This window comes from Aminobacter sp. P4_D5, from assembly GCF_056401815.1.
Map to the genome: position 1 here is coordinate 1 of NZ_JBFUIP010000010.1, position 14,244 is coordinate 14,244.

General features: G+C 61.8%; 14 protein-coding genes and 2 tRNA genes. 3 read left to right on the plus strand and 13 right to left on the minus strand.

The annotated features are described in order from the left end of the window. The 5 genes from AC1DWF_RS04000 to AC1DWF_RS04020 all read right to left on the minus strand — a co-directional run. Positions 1–801 (minus strand): amino acid ABC transporter ATP-binding protein (locus tag AC1DWF_RS04000; protein ID WP_115732616.1); only part of this gene is annotated, 801 nt, incomplete at its 3' end. A gap of 23 nt (positions 802–824) precedes the next feature. Continuing rightward, the gene (locus tag AC1DWF_RS04005) at positions 825–1,979 is read right to left on the minus strand and encodes an amino acid ABC transporter permease (RefSeq protein ID WP_476788893.1); all 1,155 of its coding nucleotides are present in this window, start codon (positions 1,977–1,979) and stop codon (positions 825–827) included. Positions 1,980–1,988: 9 nt separating this feature from the next. Beyond that, on the minus strand, positions 1,989–3,179 hold the full coding sequence (locus AC1DWF_RS04010) for an amino acid ABC transporter permease (RefSeq protein WP_476788894.1): 1,191 nt from the start codon (positions 3,177–3,179) through the stop codon (positions 1,989–1,991). Positions 3,180–3,242: 63 nt separating this feature from the next. Further along, positions 3,243–4,271 (minus strand): amino acid ABC transporter substrate-binding protein, encoded by a 1,029-nt coding sequence (locus tag AC1DWF_RS04015; RefSeq protein ID WP_476788895.1) that lies wholly within the window; start codon positions 4,269–4,271, stop codon positions 3,243–3,245. A 260-nt stretch (positions 4,272–4,531) separates the two neighbouring features. Next, complete coding sequence (locus AC1DWF_RS04020) at positions 4,532–5,263, minus strand: phosphatase PAP2 family protein (protein ID WP_476788896.1); 732 nt, start codon at positions 5,261–5,263, stop codon at positions 4,532–4,534. 148 nt (positions 5,264–5,411) lie between these two features. Here AC1DWF_RS04020 and AC1DWF_RS04025 point away from each other — a divergent pair, with 148 nt between their 5' ends. Together AC1DWF_RS04025 and AC1DWF_RS04030 are read left to right on the plus strand one after the other, a co-directional pair. Then, positions 5,412–6,587, plus strand: coding sequence for a cystathionine beta-lyase (locus AC1DWF_RS04025; protein WP_476785345.1), 1,176 nt, complete (start codon positions 5,412–5,414; stop codon positions 6,585–6,587). Positions 6,588–6,702: 115 nt separating this feature from the next. Then, a complete protein-coding gene (locus AC1DWF_RS04030) occupies positions 6,703–7,233 on the plus strand; it encodes a cupin domain-containing protein (protein ID WP_476785346.1) in 531 nt (176 codons plus the stop codon). 24 nt (positions 7,234–7,257) lie between these two features. On the opposite strand, the gene AC1DWF_RS04035 is transcribed toward AC1DWF_RS04030, so the two are convergent. From AC1DWF_RS04035 to AC1DWF_RS04045, 3 genes are all read right to left on the minus strand, one after another. Beyond that, complete coding sequence (locus AC1DWF_RS04035; protein WP_476788897.1) at positions 7,258–7,965, minus strand: MgtC/SapB family protein; 708 nt, start codon at positions 7,963–7,965, stop codon at positions 7,258–7,260. A gap of 157 nt (positions 7,966–8,122) precedes the next feature. After that, positions 8,123–8,199: transfer RNA gene (locus AC1DWF_RS04040), tRNA-Arg, on the minus strand. Between the two features lie 43 nt (positions 8,200–8,242). Next, positions 8,243–8,548, minus strand: a complete 306-nt coding sequence (locus tag AC1DWF_RS04045; protein WP_115732770.1) for an ETC complex I subunit — start codon at positions 8,546–8,548, stop codon at positions 8,243–8,245. 158 nt (positions 8,549–8,706) lie between these two features. Here AC1DWF_RS04045 and AC1DWF_RS04050 point away from each other — a divergent pair. Beyond that, positions 8,707–8,783, plus strand: a tRNA-Pro gene (locus AC1DWF_RS04050). A 169-nt stretch (positions 8,784–8,952) separates the two neighbouring features. On the opposite strand, the gene AC1DWF_RS04055 is transcribed toward AC1DWF_RS04050, so the two are convergent. From AC1DWF_RS04055 to AC1DWF_RS04075, 5 genes are read right to left on the minus strand one after another with little or no spacing between them, the layout of a single operon-like run. Continuing rightward, positions 8,953–10,311 carry an MATE family efflux transporter gene (locus tag AC1DWF_RS04055; protein WP_476784065.1) on the minus strand — a complete coding sequence of 453 codons (1,359 nt, stop codon included), beginning with the start codon at positions 10,309–10,311 and terminating at the stop codon, positions 8,953–8,955. A gap of 23 nt (positions 10,312–10,334) precedes the next feature. Continuing rightward, on the minus strand, positions 10,335–11,291 hold the full coding sequence (locus AC1DWF_RS04060; protein ID WP_476784064.1) for an ABC transporter substrate-binding protein: 957 nt from the start codon (positions 11,289–11,291) through the stop codon (positions 10,335–10,337). A 12-nt stretch (positions 11,292–11,303) separates the two neighbouring features. Then, positions 11,304–12,107 carry an ABC transporter ATP-binding protein gene (locus tag AC1DWF_RS04065; protein WP_476784063.1) on the minus strand — a complete coding sequence of 268 codons (804 nt, stop codon included), beginning with the start codon at positions 12,105–12,107 and terminating at the stop codon, positions 11,304–11,306. Beyond that, positions 12,104–13,117, minus strand: coding sequence for a FecCD family ABC transporter permease (locus tag AC1DWF_RS04070; protein WP_476784062.1), 1,014 nt, complete (start codon positions 13,115–13,117; stop codon positions 12,104–12,106). Before AC1DWF_RS04070 ends, AC1DWF_RS04065 begins: the two co-directional genes overlap by 4 nt. Then, positions 13,114–14,154, minus strand: coding sequence for a FecCD family ABC transporter permease (locus AC1DWF_RS04075; protein WP_476784061.1), 1,041 nt, complete (start codon positions 14,152–14,154; stop codon positions 13,114–13,116). Before AC1DWF_RS04075 ends, AC1DWF_RS04070 begins: the two co-directional genes overlap by 4 nt. Between the last annotated feature and the right edge of the window lie 90 nt (positions 14,155–14,244).

Sequence of the window (14,244 nt, forward strand, 5' to 3'; positions counted from 1 at the left end):
ATGCAGGATCTGGCTGAGGAACAGCTTGGTGCGCTCGTGGCGCGGATGGTCGAAGAACTCGCCAGGCGTGTTTTCTTCGACGATCTGGCCCTGGTCCATGAAGATGACCCGGTTGGCGACCTTGCGGGCAAAGCCCATCTCGTGGGTCACGCACAGCATCGTCATGCCCTCTTCGGCGAGGCCGACCATGGTTTCGAGCACTTCCTTGATCATTTCAGGATCAAGTGCCGAGGTCGGCTCGTCGAACAGCATGATGCGCGGGTTCATGCACAAAGAGCGCGCGATCGCCACGCGCTGTTGCTGGCCACCCGACAGCTGGCCGGGATATTTGTTGGCCTGCTCGGGGATCTTGACCCGGCGCAGGAAGTGCATCGCCTGCTCCTCGGCCTGCTTCTTGGGCGTCTTGCGCACCCAGATCGGCGCCAGCGTGCAGTTCTCCAGGATCGTCAAATGCGGGAACAGGTTGAAGTGCTGGAACACCATGCCGACTTCGCGGCGGACCTCGTCGATCTTCTTGAGATCGTTGGTCAGCTCCTTGCCATCGACAATGATCTTGCCCTTCTGGTGCTCTTCCAGCCGGTTGATGCAGCGGATCATCGTCGACTTGCCCGAGCCCGACGGGCCGCAGATGACGATGCGCTCGCCGCGCATGACGCGCAGGTTGATGTCCTTGAGCACATTGAACTCGCCATACCATTTGTGCATGCCGACAATGTCGATCGCCACATCGGTGTCCGAGATGTGCATCTTCGCCCGATCGACCTTGATCTCGTCGGCGCTGACTGCGTTTTCGATGGCCATGGGCCGTTCCCTTTTGTTGTTCGTTATCGTTTATGCCCGGTGTCGAGCCGGTGTTCCATATAGATAGAGTAGCGCGACATGCCAAAACAGAACATCCAGAACACCAGTGCCGCAAAGACGAGCCCTGACGACGGGGTCTGGGGCGATGCCCAGGCCGGATCCGAGAAGTTCTGACGCACGACGCCAAGCAGGTCGAACATCGAAATGATATAGACGAGGCTGGTGTCCTTGAACATGCCGATGAAGGTGTTGACGATGCCCGGAATGACCAGCTTCAACGCCTGAGGCAGCACAACCAGCCTCATCTTCTGCCAGTAGCCAAGGCCTAGCGAATCGGCACCCTCGTACTGGCCCTTGGGGATCGCCTGCAGACCGCCGCGCACCACTTCCGCCATGTAGGCCGAAGCGAACAACGACACGCCGATCAGCGCGCGCAGGAATTTGTCGAAGCTGACCCCCGCCGGCAAGAACAGCGGCAGCATGACGCTCGCCATGAAAAGCACCGTGATCAAAGGCACGCCACGGATCGTTTCGATGAAGATGACGGAGAGCATCTTTACCACCGGCATCTTCGAACGCCGGCCAAGTGCCAAAAGGATGCCGAGCGGCAGCGACACAACGATGCCGACGAAGGAGAGGCTAAGCGTCACCAGGAGCCCACCCCAGAGCGGGGTTTCGACATGCGGCAGGCCAAACATGCCTCCGATCAACAGCATGAAGGCAACGATCGGGAACACCAGGAACAGCAGGAACGCGTTCAGCCCCTTGCGCGGAACACGCGGGATCATCAGTGGAACCAGCAGCGCCACGAACATGATCGCCACCAGGATGACCCGCCAGCGTTCCTCTATGGGATAGCGGCCGAACATGAACTGGCCGAACTTGGCATTGACGAACGCCCAGCAGGCGCCGGACCAGCCGTCAGGCTGGATGCCACCCTGTGCCACAGTCGCACAGAAGGTCCGGTCGGTACCCGTCCACTGGGCATTGACCACGGCCCAGTTGAAGAGCGGCGGCACAATCATCGCCACGATCAAAAGACCGAGGATCGTCAGCACCGAATCGAATGGATTGGCAAAAAGGTTCTTGCGTATCCATGCCACTGGCCCGCGCTCGCGAAGAGGGGCTGGTTGCGGCAGCGCCAATTCGGTGCGGACGTATCCGATATCTTGCGACATGTCCGCCTCCTACCTTTCCACCAGCGCCATCTTGGCGTTGAACCAGTTCATGAAAGCGGACGTGACCAGGCTGAGACCGAGATAGACGACCATCCAGATGACCACGATCTCGATAGCCTGTCCGGTCTGGTTGAGCACCGTGCCTCCCACCGCGACCAAATCGGGGTAGCCAATGGCGATGGCCAGCGACGAGTTCTTGGTCAGGTTGAGATACTGGCTGGTCAAAGGCGGAATGACGATGCGCAGCGCCTGCGGCACCACCACCAGCCTGAGCGCCTGTCCCGAGCGCAGGCCAAGTGCCGACGACGCCTCGGTCTGGCCCTTGCTGACGCCCTTGATGCCGGCACGCACGATCTCGGCGATGAAGGCTGCAGTATAAAACGACAAGGCCAGATAGAGCGCCAGGAACTCCGGCTTGATCTGCAAGCCGCCCGTCAAATTGAAAGTCGATTTCTTTGGGAAATCGAAGCTCATGGGAAAGCCCGTCGCGGCGAGTGCCAAAAGAGGCAGGCCGATAATCAGCGCCAGCGACGTCCAGAACACGGGGAATGTCGCACCCGTCGCCATTTGCCGCTGGCGGGCACGCCGGGCGACAAACCACGACATCCCGATGCCAAGCAGGAACGCCACGGGCACCAGCATCGAACCCTCGCCCCAGATCAGCTTGGGGAAATAAAAGCCTCGGCTGTTGAGAAACGAGCCAAAAGGCAGCTCAATGCTCTCCTTGGGCAGCGGCAGCACCGAAAGCACACCGAAATACCAAAAGAAGATGACGAGCAGCGGCGGGATGTTGCGGAATATCTCTACATAGACAGTGCAGATCTTGCGGATCAGCCAGTTCTGCGACAGCCGGCCGATGCCAAGGAGAAATCCCAGGATCGACGCGGTTACGATGCCGGCGACAGCCACAACAAGCGTGTTGAGGAAGCCAACCAGCAACGCGCGCTTGTAGGTCGAATCGGAATCGAAGGCGATCAGCGAATCGCTGAGGTCGAAGCCGGCACGGCCGTTGAGAAAGGCGAAACCCGACGCGATATTGGCGCGCTTCAGGTTCTCGATCGTATTGCCAATGATCCACCAGACGAACGCGGTAAGCGCAACGACCACGAGGATCTGGAAGAAGATGCCGCGCACCTTCGGATCGTAGAGAAGCGACGCGCGGCCGCCCCCTACGTCATGGGGTATGTCCTGCGTAGCCATCGGAAGTCCCTCTTAAAGAGTAACCGGAAGGCGGATTCGCCGCCTTCCGGGTGAGACTTCGGATCAGCGGATGGGCGGCGCGTACTGCAGTCCACCCTTGGTCCAGAGCGCATTGATGCCACGGGCAATCTTCAGCGGGCTGCCCTGGCCGACATTGCGTTCAAAGACTTCGCCATAGTTGCCCACTGACTTGACGATGCTGACGACCCAGTCATTGCCGAGGCCGAGATCGGTGCCGATCTTGGTGTCAGTCTCGGTGCCGAGCACGCGCTTGACCTCGGGGTTACCCGATGCCTTCATTTCCTCGACATTGGCCTGGGTGATGCCGAGTTCCTCGGCGGTCAGCAGCGCAAAATAGGTCCACTTGACGATGTGGTACCACTTGTCGTCGCCCTGGCGCACGGCAGGTCCGAGCGGTTCCTTGGAGATGATTTCGGGCAGAACGACGTGATCGTCCGGCGAAGCAAGCGTCAAACGGATGCCATAAAGGCCCGACTGGTCGGTGGTGTAGACGTCGCAACGGCCGGCATCATAAGCAGCGTTAACCTCTTCAAGCTTTTCGAAGACGACCGGATTGTACTCCATCTTGTTCGCCTTGAAGTAGTCGGCGAGATTGAGTTCGGTCGTAGTGCCCGTCTGCACGCAGACTGCGGCGCCCGAGAGCTGGAGTGCGGAATTCACGCCCGGCAGCTTCTTGGCATTGATCATGAAGCCCTGGCCGTCGAAATAGGTAACGCCAACGAAGTTCAGGCCAAGTGCCGTATCGCGATTGATGGTCCAGGTGGTGTTCCGCGACAGAAGGTCGATTTCGCCCGATTGAAGAGCGGTGAAGCGCTCCTTGGCGGAAAGCGGCGTGAACTTGACCTTGGTGCCATCGCCAAAGACCGCTGCTGCAACCGCGCGACAGAAATCGGCATCGAGTCCCTGCCAGTCACCCTTGTCGTTCGGTGCCGAGAACCCGGCCAGGCCGGTGCTGACGCCGCATTGCAGGAAGCCCTTTGCCTTGACGTCCTCAAGGGTGCCGGCAGATGCGGCGGTCGCCACCATGCCGAGCGTAGCAGCCCCGAGAATGCCTGAAATGATATACTTCATGACCCACGAACCCTTTTCTGTTTTTTTGCAGGCGTTGCCTGTCTTTTTGATCTGTGAACTCAGCGTCCCCTATCCGGCCCATTTCCCGGATTGCGCACCTATCCGGCGCGCATTGCTGCAGTCCGGTTCACAAATGACATCGAAGGCGATAATTCTTATTAGGTCAAGCAATAAAGACCCGCGATGGACGCCTCGGTCTTTAGTATTAGAAAGGTCCAGGCACGATCTGTGCTGCGCCCGACAAGCCTGGTTCCAGCCGCTTAGCCGGCAGCCCGCCTCAGCCTGCCGAATCCGGTGGCAACGGGCAAGAGCTTGCCCGGTGTTGGGCGGAAACCGACACGACGCGCAGCAAAGAACCTGGCGACAATGATCGTCACGATCAGCCCGAACAGATAGCCGGCCGCAACATCGGATGGATAATGCGCGGCGGCCGGAATCCGCAAAGCCGAAAACAGCAGGCCGACGATGCCGATCGGCAACCAATAGCGCGGGAACCAGATCATCAGGATCGCGGCCACGGTTCCCAGCGTCGTCGCATGGCCCGAGGGGAAACTCGAAGAATAGCGCGTCACCACGAAGGGATCGAAATAATAGGCACCGTATTCGCCGTAGAATGCCGGCCTGGCGCGGCCGAAGAACAACTTGACGATATTGACAGCGATGCCAGTGACTGCAACGCAGCCGAAAACAAAAGCTGCTTGGCCAAACAGCGTCACCAGCCGGGCCTGGAAGCCATAGCCGACGCCGCGCCAATCGGCGCTCGCGGTTGCCAGATAGACCAACAAGGAGGGAACGAGATACCATTCGGACCTGCCTATATCGCTCAGCCAGGCCAGCCAACTCGTCAGGTTGTTGCGGTTGGAGAGAACGAAATTCATCACCGCCGAATCGATGAAAAACAGCAATCCGACGACACAAGCACCGCAAAGCAACAAAAGCGTCAGCTGACGTGTCCAGACCGGCGGCGGAGTGCCGACAGGAGCGCGCCACATGCGGCGCCAGGTAAACCCGATCGTCTCAACGAGGCGCCCGGCAAAACCCGCTGGCCATATCTGGCCCAGCCGAACGGGGCCGCGCGGCGGTTGCGCCGGTAGAGCGGTCGCATTATGGCTGGCGTCTTCGCTGAAAGGGTGCGGTTTCATGACTCGAGACAACGGTAGGATCAAAGGCGTCAACACGCGGCTCGCGCATTGCGGGCACGATCCACACGGCTTTCATGGCTTTGTCAATCCGCCGGTCGTGCGCGCCTCGACGGTTCTTTATCCCAATGCCGCAACGATGGCGGGGCGTGCTCAAAAATACACATATGGCACCCGCGGAACACCTACGACTGACGCCCTGTGCGAGGCGATCGACCAGCTTGAAGGTTCGGCCGGCACAATCGCGGTTCCCTCGGGCCTCGCCGCCGTCACCGTGCCGCTCCTCGGCTTCCTGTCGGCCGGCGACCACGTGCTCATCACCGACTCGGTCTATCATCCGACCCGTCATTTCGCCGACACCATGCTGAAGCGTCTCGGCGTCGAGGTCGATTATTACCACCCGCATGCAGGTGCGAAAATTGTCGAACTGATCAAGCCCAACACCAAGGTCGTGTTCACCGAATCGCCCGCATCCAACACCTACGAGGTGCAGGACATCCCCGCGATCGTCAAAGCCGCGCATGCTGCGGGTGCAATCGTCATGATGGACAACACCTGGGCCACGCCGCTGCTGTTTAGGGCGCTCGACTTCGGCGTCGATGTCTCCATCCATGCCGCAACCAAGTATCCGGCTGGCCATTCCGACATTCTCAGCGGCACCGTTTCGGCAAACGCCGCCTGCTGGCCGCGCCTCAGGGAAGCTTTCGACACGCTCGGCTGCTGTGCCGGCCCTGACGACGTCTACCAGGTGCTGCGCGGCTTGCGCACAATGGGCGTCCGCCTTGCCCATCACGAAAGGAGCGCGCTCGAAATTGCGCGCTGGCTCGAAGGCCAGCCCGGCGTTGCGCGCGTGCTGCACCCGGCACTCGAAAGCCACCCCGACCACGCCATGTGGAAACGCGACTTCGCAGGCTCCAGCGGCATCTTCTCGGTGGTGCTTGCCGGCGGCGGCACCAAGAAGGCGCATGCCTTCCTGGACGCGCTCGAAATCTTCGGCCTCGGCTACTCCTGGGGCGGCTATGAGAGCCTTGCCGTGCCCGTATTCCTCGGCGACCGCAAGATTGCGAACGGGCCTTACGAAGGCCCGATCATCCGCCTGCAGATCGGGCTGGAAGACGTCGCCGACCTCAAGGAAGACATTGCGGCCGGCCTGGCTGCAGCCAATAGCGCGGAGTAAGGTCGGACCCGTCGGATCAGCTTGTGCCTTGAGGCAGCACTGCCCGCATTGACGTCAAGACAGGCGATCGCGACAGTGGTCGCCTTGAAAGTGACAACCCTGTGCGAGGATCCAAATGGCCGCGTCCGACCGTCCTTCTGAAATCGCCCACTGGACCGAGGTTGAACGGCCGGACGGCGAGACATTTTCCGGCACCAACGAGTTGAGGGGCATTGGCGCGCCCCTCGCCGCGCATTTTGGCCTTGAGCGGATCGGCATCCACCATGTCCGCCTGTCGCCTGGCCGGCGGACATCGTTTCCGCACGCCGAAAGTGCCGAAGAGGAATTCGTCTACGTGCTCGACGGCGAGCCAGATGTCTGGCTGGACGGTAACTTGCATCGGCTGAGGCCCGGTGACTCCGTGGGCTTCCCCGCGGGCACAGGATTGGCCCACAGCTTTCTCAACAACACCGAAACTGAAGTCCGCCTTTTAGTGGTTGGCGAAACCACCAAGGCCGAAAACCGGATCGTCTATCCGCGCAATCCCGAGCGAAAGCCCATGCGTGACGATTGGTGGGAAGACGTGCCAGAACGCGCTCTGGGCGATCATGACGGGCTGCCCGACAGGCTTCGGGCGAAGCGGAAAGAAGAAGGGCGCGGCAGCTAGCGCCAGGATTGAATTCGCCCGCAGCTATTCGGGCGGCGTTGTTGAGGTCCAGCTCGTCGCAACTATCTGGGGCGTCATACTCAATTCGCCGACAAGGTGCTCCACCAAGCTGTCTTCCTCGCGCGCGCTGAATACCAGTGCCTCGACTTCGACAGAGCTCGTATCCGGCAGCGCATGGCTTTCCAAAGACTGCAGCCTTAGCTTCCTGACGCTCAGCGCCTGGAGAAGCATGGTTCGCACCATCGCCTCGTCGCGCGCCTTGCATTTCAGCTCGATGACGTAAAAGCGCGGGACCTCCTTGCTCTCGGGGGCCATTTCATCGATCAGCCAGCTCAGGCGCGGAAGGACGAGGTTGATCAAGACGATCAGAACCGCCAGTTCCGCCGCTTCCAGGGGGTTGCCATAACCGGCCAGCACGCCCACGGCACCTGTGGCCCACACGGTTGCCGCTGTGCTCAGTCCGCGCACGCTGAGGCCGTCCCGCATGATCAAGCCGGCACCCAGGAAGCCAATGCCTGTTACCACCTGGCTGCCCATGCGCACTTCACTGGTCACACCGACCAGCGTCGGCAACGCGCTGTACGCGGCCGCACCGAGCGCTACCAGCGCATGGGTGGTCAGCCCGGAATGGCGGTGTCGCCACTGGCGTTCGATGCCGATCAGCACACCAAGCAAGACGGCAACGACAAGCCTGGGCGCAATCGACAGGAACTCGGGCAGTGTGTGCGACATCTGAATCCGCTGATAGGCGATGAGCCGTGGATCGGGACCAGCCCGCAGGGCGGAATTTAAGCGGCTTGCCACTTGCGAGGCAAGCCAAAGCCAAATGCCAATGGCAGATGTCGTGTCGAAAGCTGGATGGGTGGCGCTCGCGTCGCGACGAAAATGTTGGCGATCCCGACAGGATTCGAACCTGTGACCATCGGCTTAGAAGGCCGGTGCTCTATCCAGCTGAGCTACGGGACCGCTGACCGCCCTATGCAGGGCGGGATGATTTTGCCTTGAAACGTCAGTGCGTCCAGGGCGTCCTGCGGTCATAACGAAAATTGTCGGAGTAGGAAATCTGCCGACGCTTGGCTTCTTTCGGCTCCTGAACGCGGAAGGCCAGGCCTTCCTTTTCGGCATAAGCAACCGCTTCTTCGCGGGTCTCGAAGGTCAGACGAATCTGGCTCTTCATGTCGCCGGAGCTAGTGTAGCCCATCAGCGGATCGATCTTCTTAGGCTTTTCGGCGTCGAATTCGAGCACCCAGTGCCCGGTTTTGGCTTTGCCCGACTGCATGGCGGTCTTAGCGGGGCTGAAAATTCGCGCGGACATACTTACCTCACTCGTGATTCCGCGCAGACGCACGGACATCCAGATGAGCCCGTCATTACTGTGCAATCGCCGTTGCTGCAAGACGAAAGCCGGTTTCGGCGTTTTTGCCCTTGCCTTGTCGAGCGGAAGCCACTAGGCACGGCATCGAAATGTGATTTCGGAGTGTAGCGCAGCCTGGTAGCGCATCTGGTTTGGGACCAGAGGGTCGGGAGTTCGAATCTCTCCACTCCGACCATTTTACTTTGCAAGATCAATTGCCTGGATCACGCGGCCCGCTGGCCTTGCCGATCAGGTAAACTCCCCTCCACAAGCACATATTAGGCACGGCTTCAGTCAAAACGAATCGCGCGCGGCCCGGTGCCTTCATCCCGCCCGCCCTCGTAGCGAAATCGCCGGGCGTCGGATCACCGCGTCCGCGTGAGTCGTTCGAAGCTCGACAGGATCAGGATCGCGGTCGCCGCCAGTCCAGCGCAGAGCCCCCACCACACGCCCGTCGGGCCGAGCGCATAAGACAGGGCCACGGCCACTGGAAAGCCGACCAGCCAATAACCGACGAGGGTCAAGCCAAGCGTCAGCCTGGCGCGACCGAGGCCACGCATCAGACCCACGCCGATGTTCTGCGAGCAGTCGAAGATTTGCAGGATTGCGGCAATCGTCAGCAGTTGAGCCGCAAATTTCATCGTCTCCGTGGTGCTCGGTCCCGTATCCGATGCGAACGGAAGAAGCATAAGACCGGGCACCACGATGTAGCCCGCACCAATGATCACCATGACCGCCATGCCAATTCCGATGCCGATCGCGCCGTAGCGCCGTTTCAGGGCGCCCTGCCCCTGGCCCTGCGCCTCGCTGATGGCAACTGAAGTGCCATGCGACAAGCCAACCGCCAGCATGAAGGCGATGTAAATGATCTGGTTGACGATATTGTGCGCGGCCAGTGCCGCTTCGCCGAACGTGCCCATCAACAAGGCAATGGCGACAGTGAAAGCGGCTTCCGAACCATAGGCTGCCGAGGTCGGCACGCCGAGGGCCAGTGTTCGTTTCCAGGTGCCCACATCAAGCTGCAGCAAAGCCGGCACGATTCTGTAGGCACCATAACCTGGCGACCGCAGCACATGCATGGAAAGCGCGGCGAAGCTCGCCAGGTGCACCAAGCCAGCAGCAAGGGCAACGCCTGTCGCGCCGAACTGCGGCAAGCCGAAACGGCCGGTGGCAAGGCCGAAGGCGAGTGCCGCGTTGATGGCGATGGAGGCCAAGGTGATCGCCAGGACCGGCCCCGGCTTTCTCAAGCCGACGGTGAAGCTGCGTAGCGCATTGAAACACAGGCACGGAAGAATGCCCCAGGACGTCGCCATCAGGTAGATGCCGGCAAGCCGCGCGACCTCAGCATCTTGTCCAAACAACAGGAGCAGCGGTTCAACCTGCGTCATGAGCGCCACGGCGACGAGGCCGGCCAATGTCGATATCTGCAGGCTTGAGGCGGCGTAATTCGCAATCTTTTCGGCATCGCCCGTGCCGCGAGCCTCTTCGGCGACGAGATTGGCGGTTCCCACCGCAAGGCCGACGCCCATGGTGCGCAAAAGGTTGAACAGGCCGATCGCCAGCCCGCCGGCGGCGAGCTCGGCCGAACCGAGCAGGCCAAGCACGATGATCGAGGTGGTCGAGATCGCCACTTGGGCAAGCTGGGTCAGCGCCAACGGCACCGCCAGCTCCAGTATGTGACGCGCATCGGCGACGAAGCGCGACAGGATGGATGTATTCGCCATGTCGCGCTTCGGAAGTCCCTCTATCAGGCGAGAATGCGGGCCGCGATGGTGCGCGGGGAATCGGCCTTGAAGACGTCGGGATAGAGGATAGCGGCGGCTTCGTTGATGACGACGCGGCGGGCAATGGGACCGTGCGATTCGATCCAGTGATCGCCAACGAAATGAACCTTGCCTTCCTGCACCGCCCGCAGCGACGACCAGATCGGGTTTGTCTCGAACGGGCGATCCGGGCCGTAATCGTAGACGATGATGACGTCGGGATCGGCAAGGAGCATGGCCTCGAGGTTCATCTCGAAGGCGGTGTTATCGGGCACTTCGGGCGTCGGGTTCTTGCCGGCGACATTGACGCCACCAAGCGTGGTCAGGATCGAGGCGGTGACGTCGTCTTCGTAGAAAGTCCATGGCGCTTCGCCCGAACCGTAGAAATAGAGATATTTGACGCCTCGGTCCTTCGGCGCCTTGGCCTTCAGGGCGTCGAACTCGGCGTGGAAATCGGCGACAAGCTTTTCGCCTTCGGCCTTTTTGCCAAGCGCTTCGGCGACCAGCAACAGGTCGCGCTCGGAGTCCTCTGGCGTCTCCAGGCGAACCGCGAGATAGGGCGCGATCTCTTCGAGCTTGCCTGCATTGGCTTCGGTGTAGCGCTTGATGGCGACGATCAGATCAGGCTTGGCCTGGGCCAGAAGCTCCAGGTTGGGGCTTGCCCGCTGGCCGATCTTGGGCACGTCGACAAGTCTGCCGAGCAGGTGGTCGGGGTTGCGGCCTTCCACCATGTAGGTGGTGGCAACGGGCGTGATGCCGAGTGCCAAGGCGACATCGGCGCCGAAATAGGAGACGGCGGCTACCCGCTTGGCATCATCGGGAAGCTTGATGGCCACGCCGCGATCGTCGGTGATTGTATGCGGTGCCGCCTTGGCTGCGGTCGCGAACATCGCCACCATGCCAACGGCGGTGGAGCGGATCAGGAAATCTCTGCGATTCATGACATAAGCCTTTCAATGGATGAGACGTGAAGGAGCCTTGATCGAGCCGGTGGGAATGAAGACCGGCGGATGATCTTGGTTGCGGGTGACGGTGGCGCTGACGCGAAAGGTCTCGGTCAGCAGATGCTCGGTCATGACATCGGCTGGAGCGCCCTGATCGATGATGGTGCCGCGATCAACGGCGACGAGATGGTCGGCAAAGCGCACCGCCTGGTTGAGGTCGTGCAGCGACAACACCACAGTGATGCCCTGGGCGCGGTTGATGTGCTGCAACAGCTCGAGCACCTCGAACTGGTGGCCGATATCGAGGAAGGTCGTGGGCTCGTCGAGCAACAGGATCCCGGCTTCGACGGCGAGCGCCATGGCGATCCAGGCGCGGCGCCGCTCACCCCCGGAGAGCGTTGAGACCATGCGGTCGGAGAGGCTGGTCATGTCGGTGGCAGCGATTGCCCGCGCCACCGCTTCCGCGTCACCGGGCGCCGAGCGCCCCAGAAGGCCGCGATGCGGGTGCCTGCCGTAGGCGATGAGCTCGACGACGGTGATCTCCGGCGGATCGACCATTTCCTGGGGAAGGAATGAAAGCCTGCGCGCCAATTGCTTGCGCGGCCACGCCGACAGCTTCTGGCCATCGAGCGCTACCTCACCCGACATTGGTCGCAACAGGCCGGCCATGGCACGCAGCAAGGTGCTCTTGCCGCAGCCATTGGCCCCGATCAGCGCGGTGATCTTGCCTTTGGGAACGGACAGGCTGACATCGCGCAGCACCTGGCGCGCACCATAACCGAGAGAAATGTCCTGGCAGATCAGGCCGTTCATAGGCGTCGTCCCAGAAGCACGAGGAAAATCGGCACGCCGATCAGCGCGGTGACCGCACCGACCGGGATTTCGGCCGGCGGGGTGGCGATGCGGCCCAAAAGGTCGCCTGATGTCACCAGAAAGGCGCCCAGAAGTGCCGAAATCGGCAGTGACTTGGCCAGCGAGAAGCCGACCAGCCGACGTGCGGCATGAGGTGTGATGAGACCGACAAAGCCCAATGGCCCGACAATCGCGACCGCACTCGACGCCAGCACGGTGGCAAGGGCGATGGCCGCCAGCCTGATCGCCCCAACGTTCACGCCGAGCGTCGCCGCCGCATCGTCGCCAAAAGAAAGCAGATCGAGTTTGGCCACCATCACCGGCAGCGCCAACAACCCGCCAATGGTCCAAGGCAGCAGATGCAGCGCGTGCTCCCAGCCACGGGCATAGAGGCTGCCCGACAGCCATAGCAGAACCGTCTCCATGCGGGTCGAGCCCCAGGCGGCGAAGATGCCGAGGCCCAGCGCCTGGAAAGTGATGCCAATGGAGATACCGGCCAGCACCAGCCGCAGCGGGGTCGCGCCGGCACGCCAGGCGACAAGGTAGGTCAAGGTTGCTGCAACCAGACCGCCAACGAGCGCGACGAAGGGCAAGGGTGCGACCGGATATGAGGTCAGCTTGCTGCCGTCGGTCTGACCCCAATAGACGGTGAAAAGCAGGAAGATCATCACGGCAAACATGGCGCCGCCAGAAATGCCGAGCACGTTGGGGTCGGTCAGCGGATTGCGTGTGGCCGCCTGCAGCAGATGCCCCGAAACAGCGAGATGAATGCCAACGAGGATGCCGATGGCAACGCGGGGCAGCCGGATGTCCCACACGATGCCGGCGTCGTCGCCCTTGCGGAAAAACAGGGCTTCGAGCCCGTGTTGCAGGCCGAGATCGGCGGCACCGTTGAGCGCGGCGAGAAGTGCCAGGGCAACGAGCGCGCAGAAGGTGACAGCCGCTGTCGGCCAGAATGGAAGCCTGCTCACGCCGTCTTCCTCCAGACCATGTGGATGAGGAAGGGGCCGCCGACGATTGCCGTAACTACGCCGATCGGCAGTTCGCGCGGGGCAGCCATGAAGCGCGCCAGCGTATCGGCGGTCAGCAGCGCAATCGCGCCCAGAACGGCCGAGACGGGCAGCAGAACCTGATGCCTGACACCAACGATGCTGCGGGCGATGTGGGGAATGCACAGGCCAAGAAAGCCGATGGGGCCCGCGACGGCCACGACGCCGACCGACAGGACGATCGCCGTCAGAGCACCGGCAAGGCGCCAGAAGCGCACATTGAGCCCGAGCGTTTCGGCAGCCTCGTCGCCAAGCGCGAGCAGATCGAGAGGCCGCGCCAGCACGACGCAGGCACACAGACCCACCACGGCCCAGGGCAGCAGGATGATGAGATGCTGCCAGCCGCGGCCGGCAAGTCCGCCGGTGAGCCAGAAGAACACCGAGGCGACCGTCGGCCCAGCGTGGATCAGTGCCGTGGTGATGCCTGCGGCGCAAAAGAAGGCGACGGCGGACCCTGCCAGCGCCAGCCTGACCGGCGACAGGCCGCCCGCAGACGCGATCAGCAGGCTGGTACCGCCAGCCAGCAATCCGCCGGCGAGGCCGATGAACGGATGGGCGATGGCCGGCACCGAGGGCACGAAGACGTAGAAAACGACGATGGCAAAGCTTGCGCCGGTCAGGACGCCGGTCAGGTCCGGCGACGCGAGTGCGTTGCGCGCCACGCCTTGCATCACAACGCCCGAACAGGCGAGCGCTGCTCCGGCCAGGATGGCCAGGAGTTCACGCGGAATGCGCAGTTTCCACAAGATCGCCGCTTCAGGCCCAGCGCTTCGCCCCAGCAGTGCATCGATGACCACCTGAAACGGCGTGGTCACGCCGCCGACGAACAGCCCGGCAAAACCGATGCCAGCGAGCACGACCAGGCCGGCAACCATCAAGCCGACGATGCCGAAACAGCCTTTGCTGCTCAGTTTCGCGGCTCCGCCGTCACAAGATGCGCTGCCGATCAGCAATGTCATTGCGCCGCGCCGGTCTTCTGGTGAAGGAACATCGTTCGCATCGCGCGGCCATGTTTATTGGTGAGGACAATTATCAAGTTTTATGGCAAA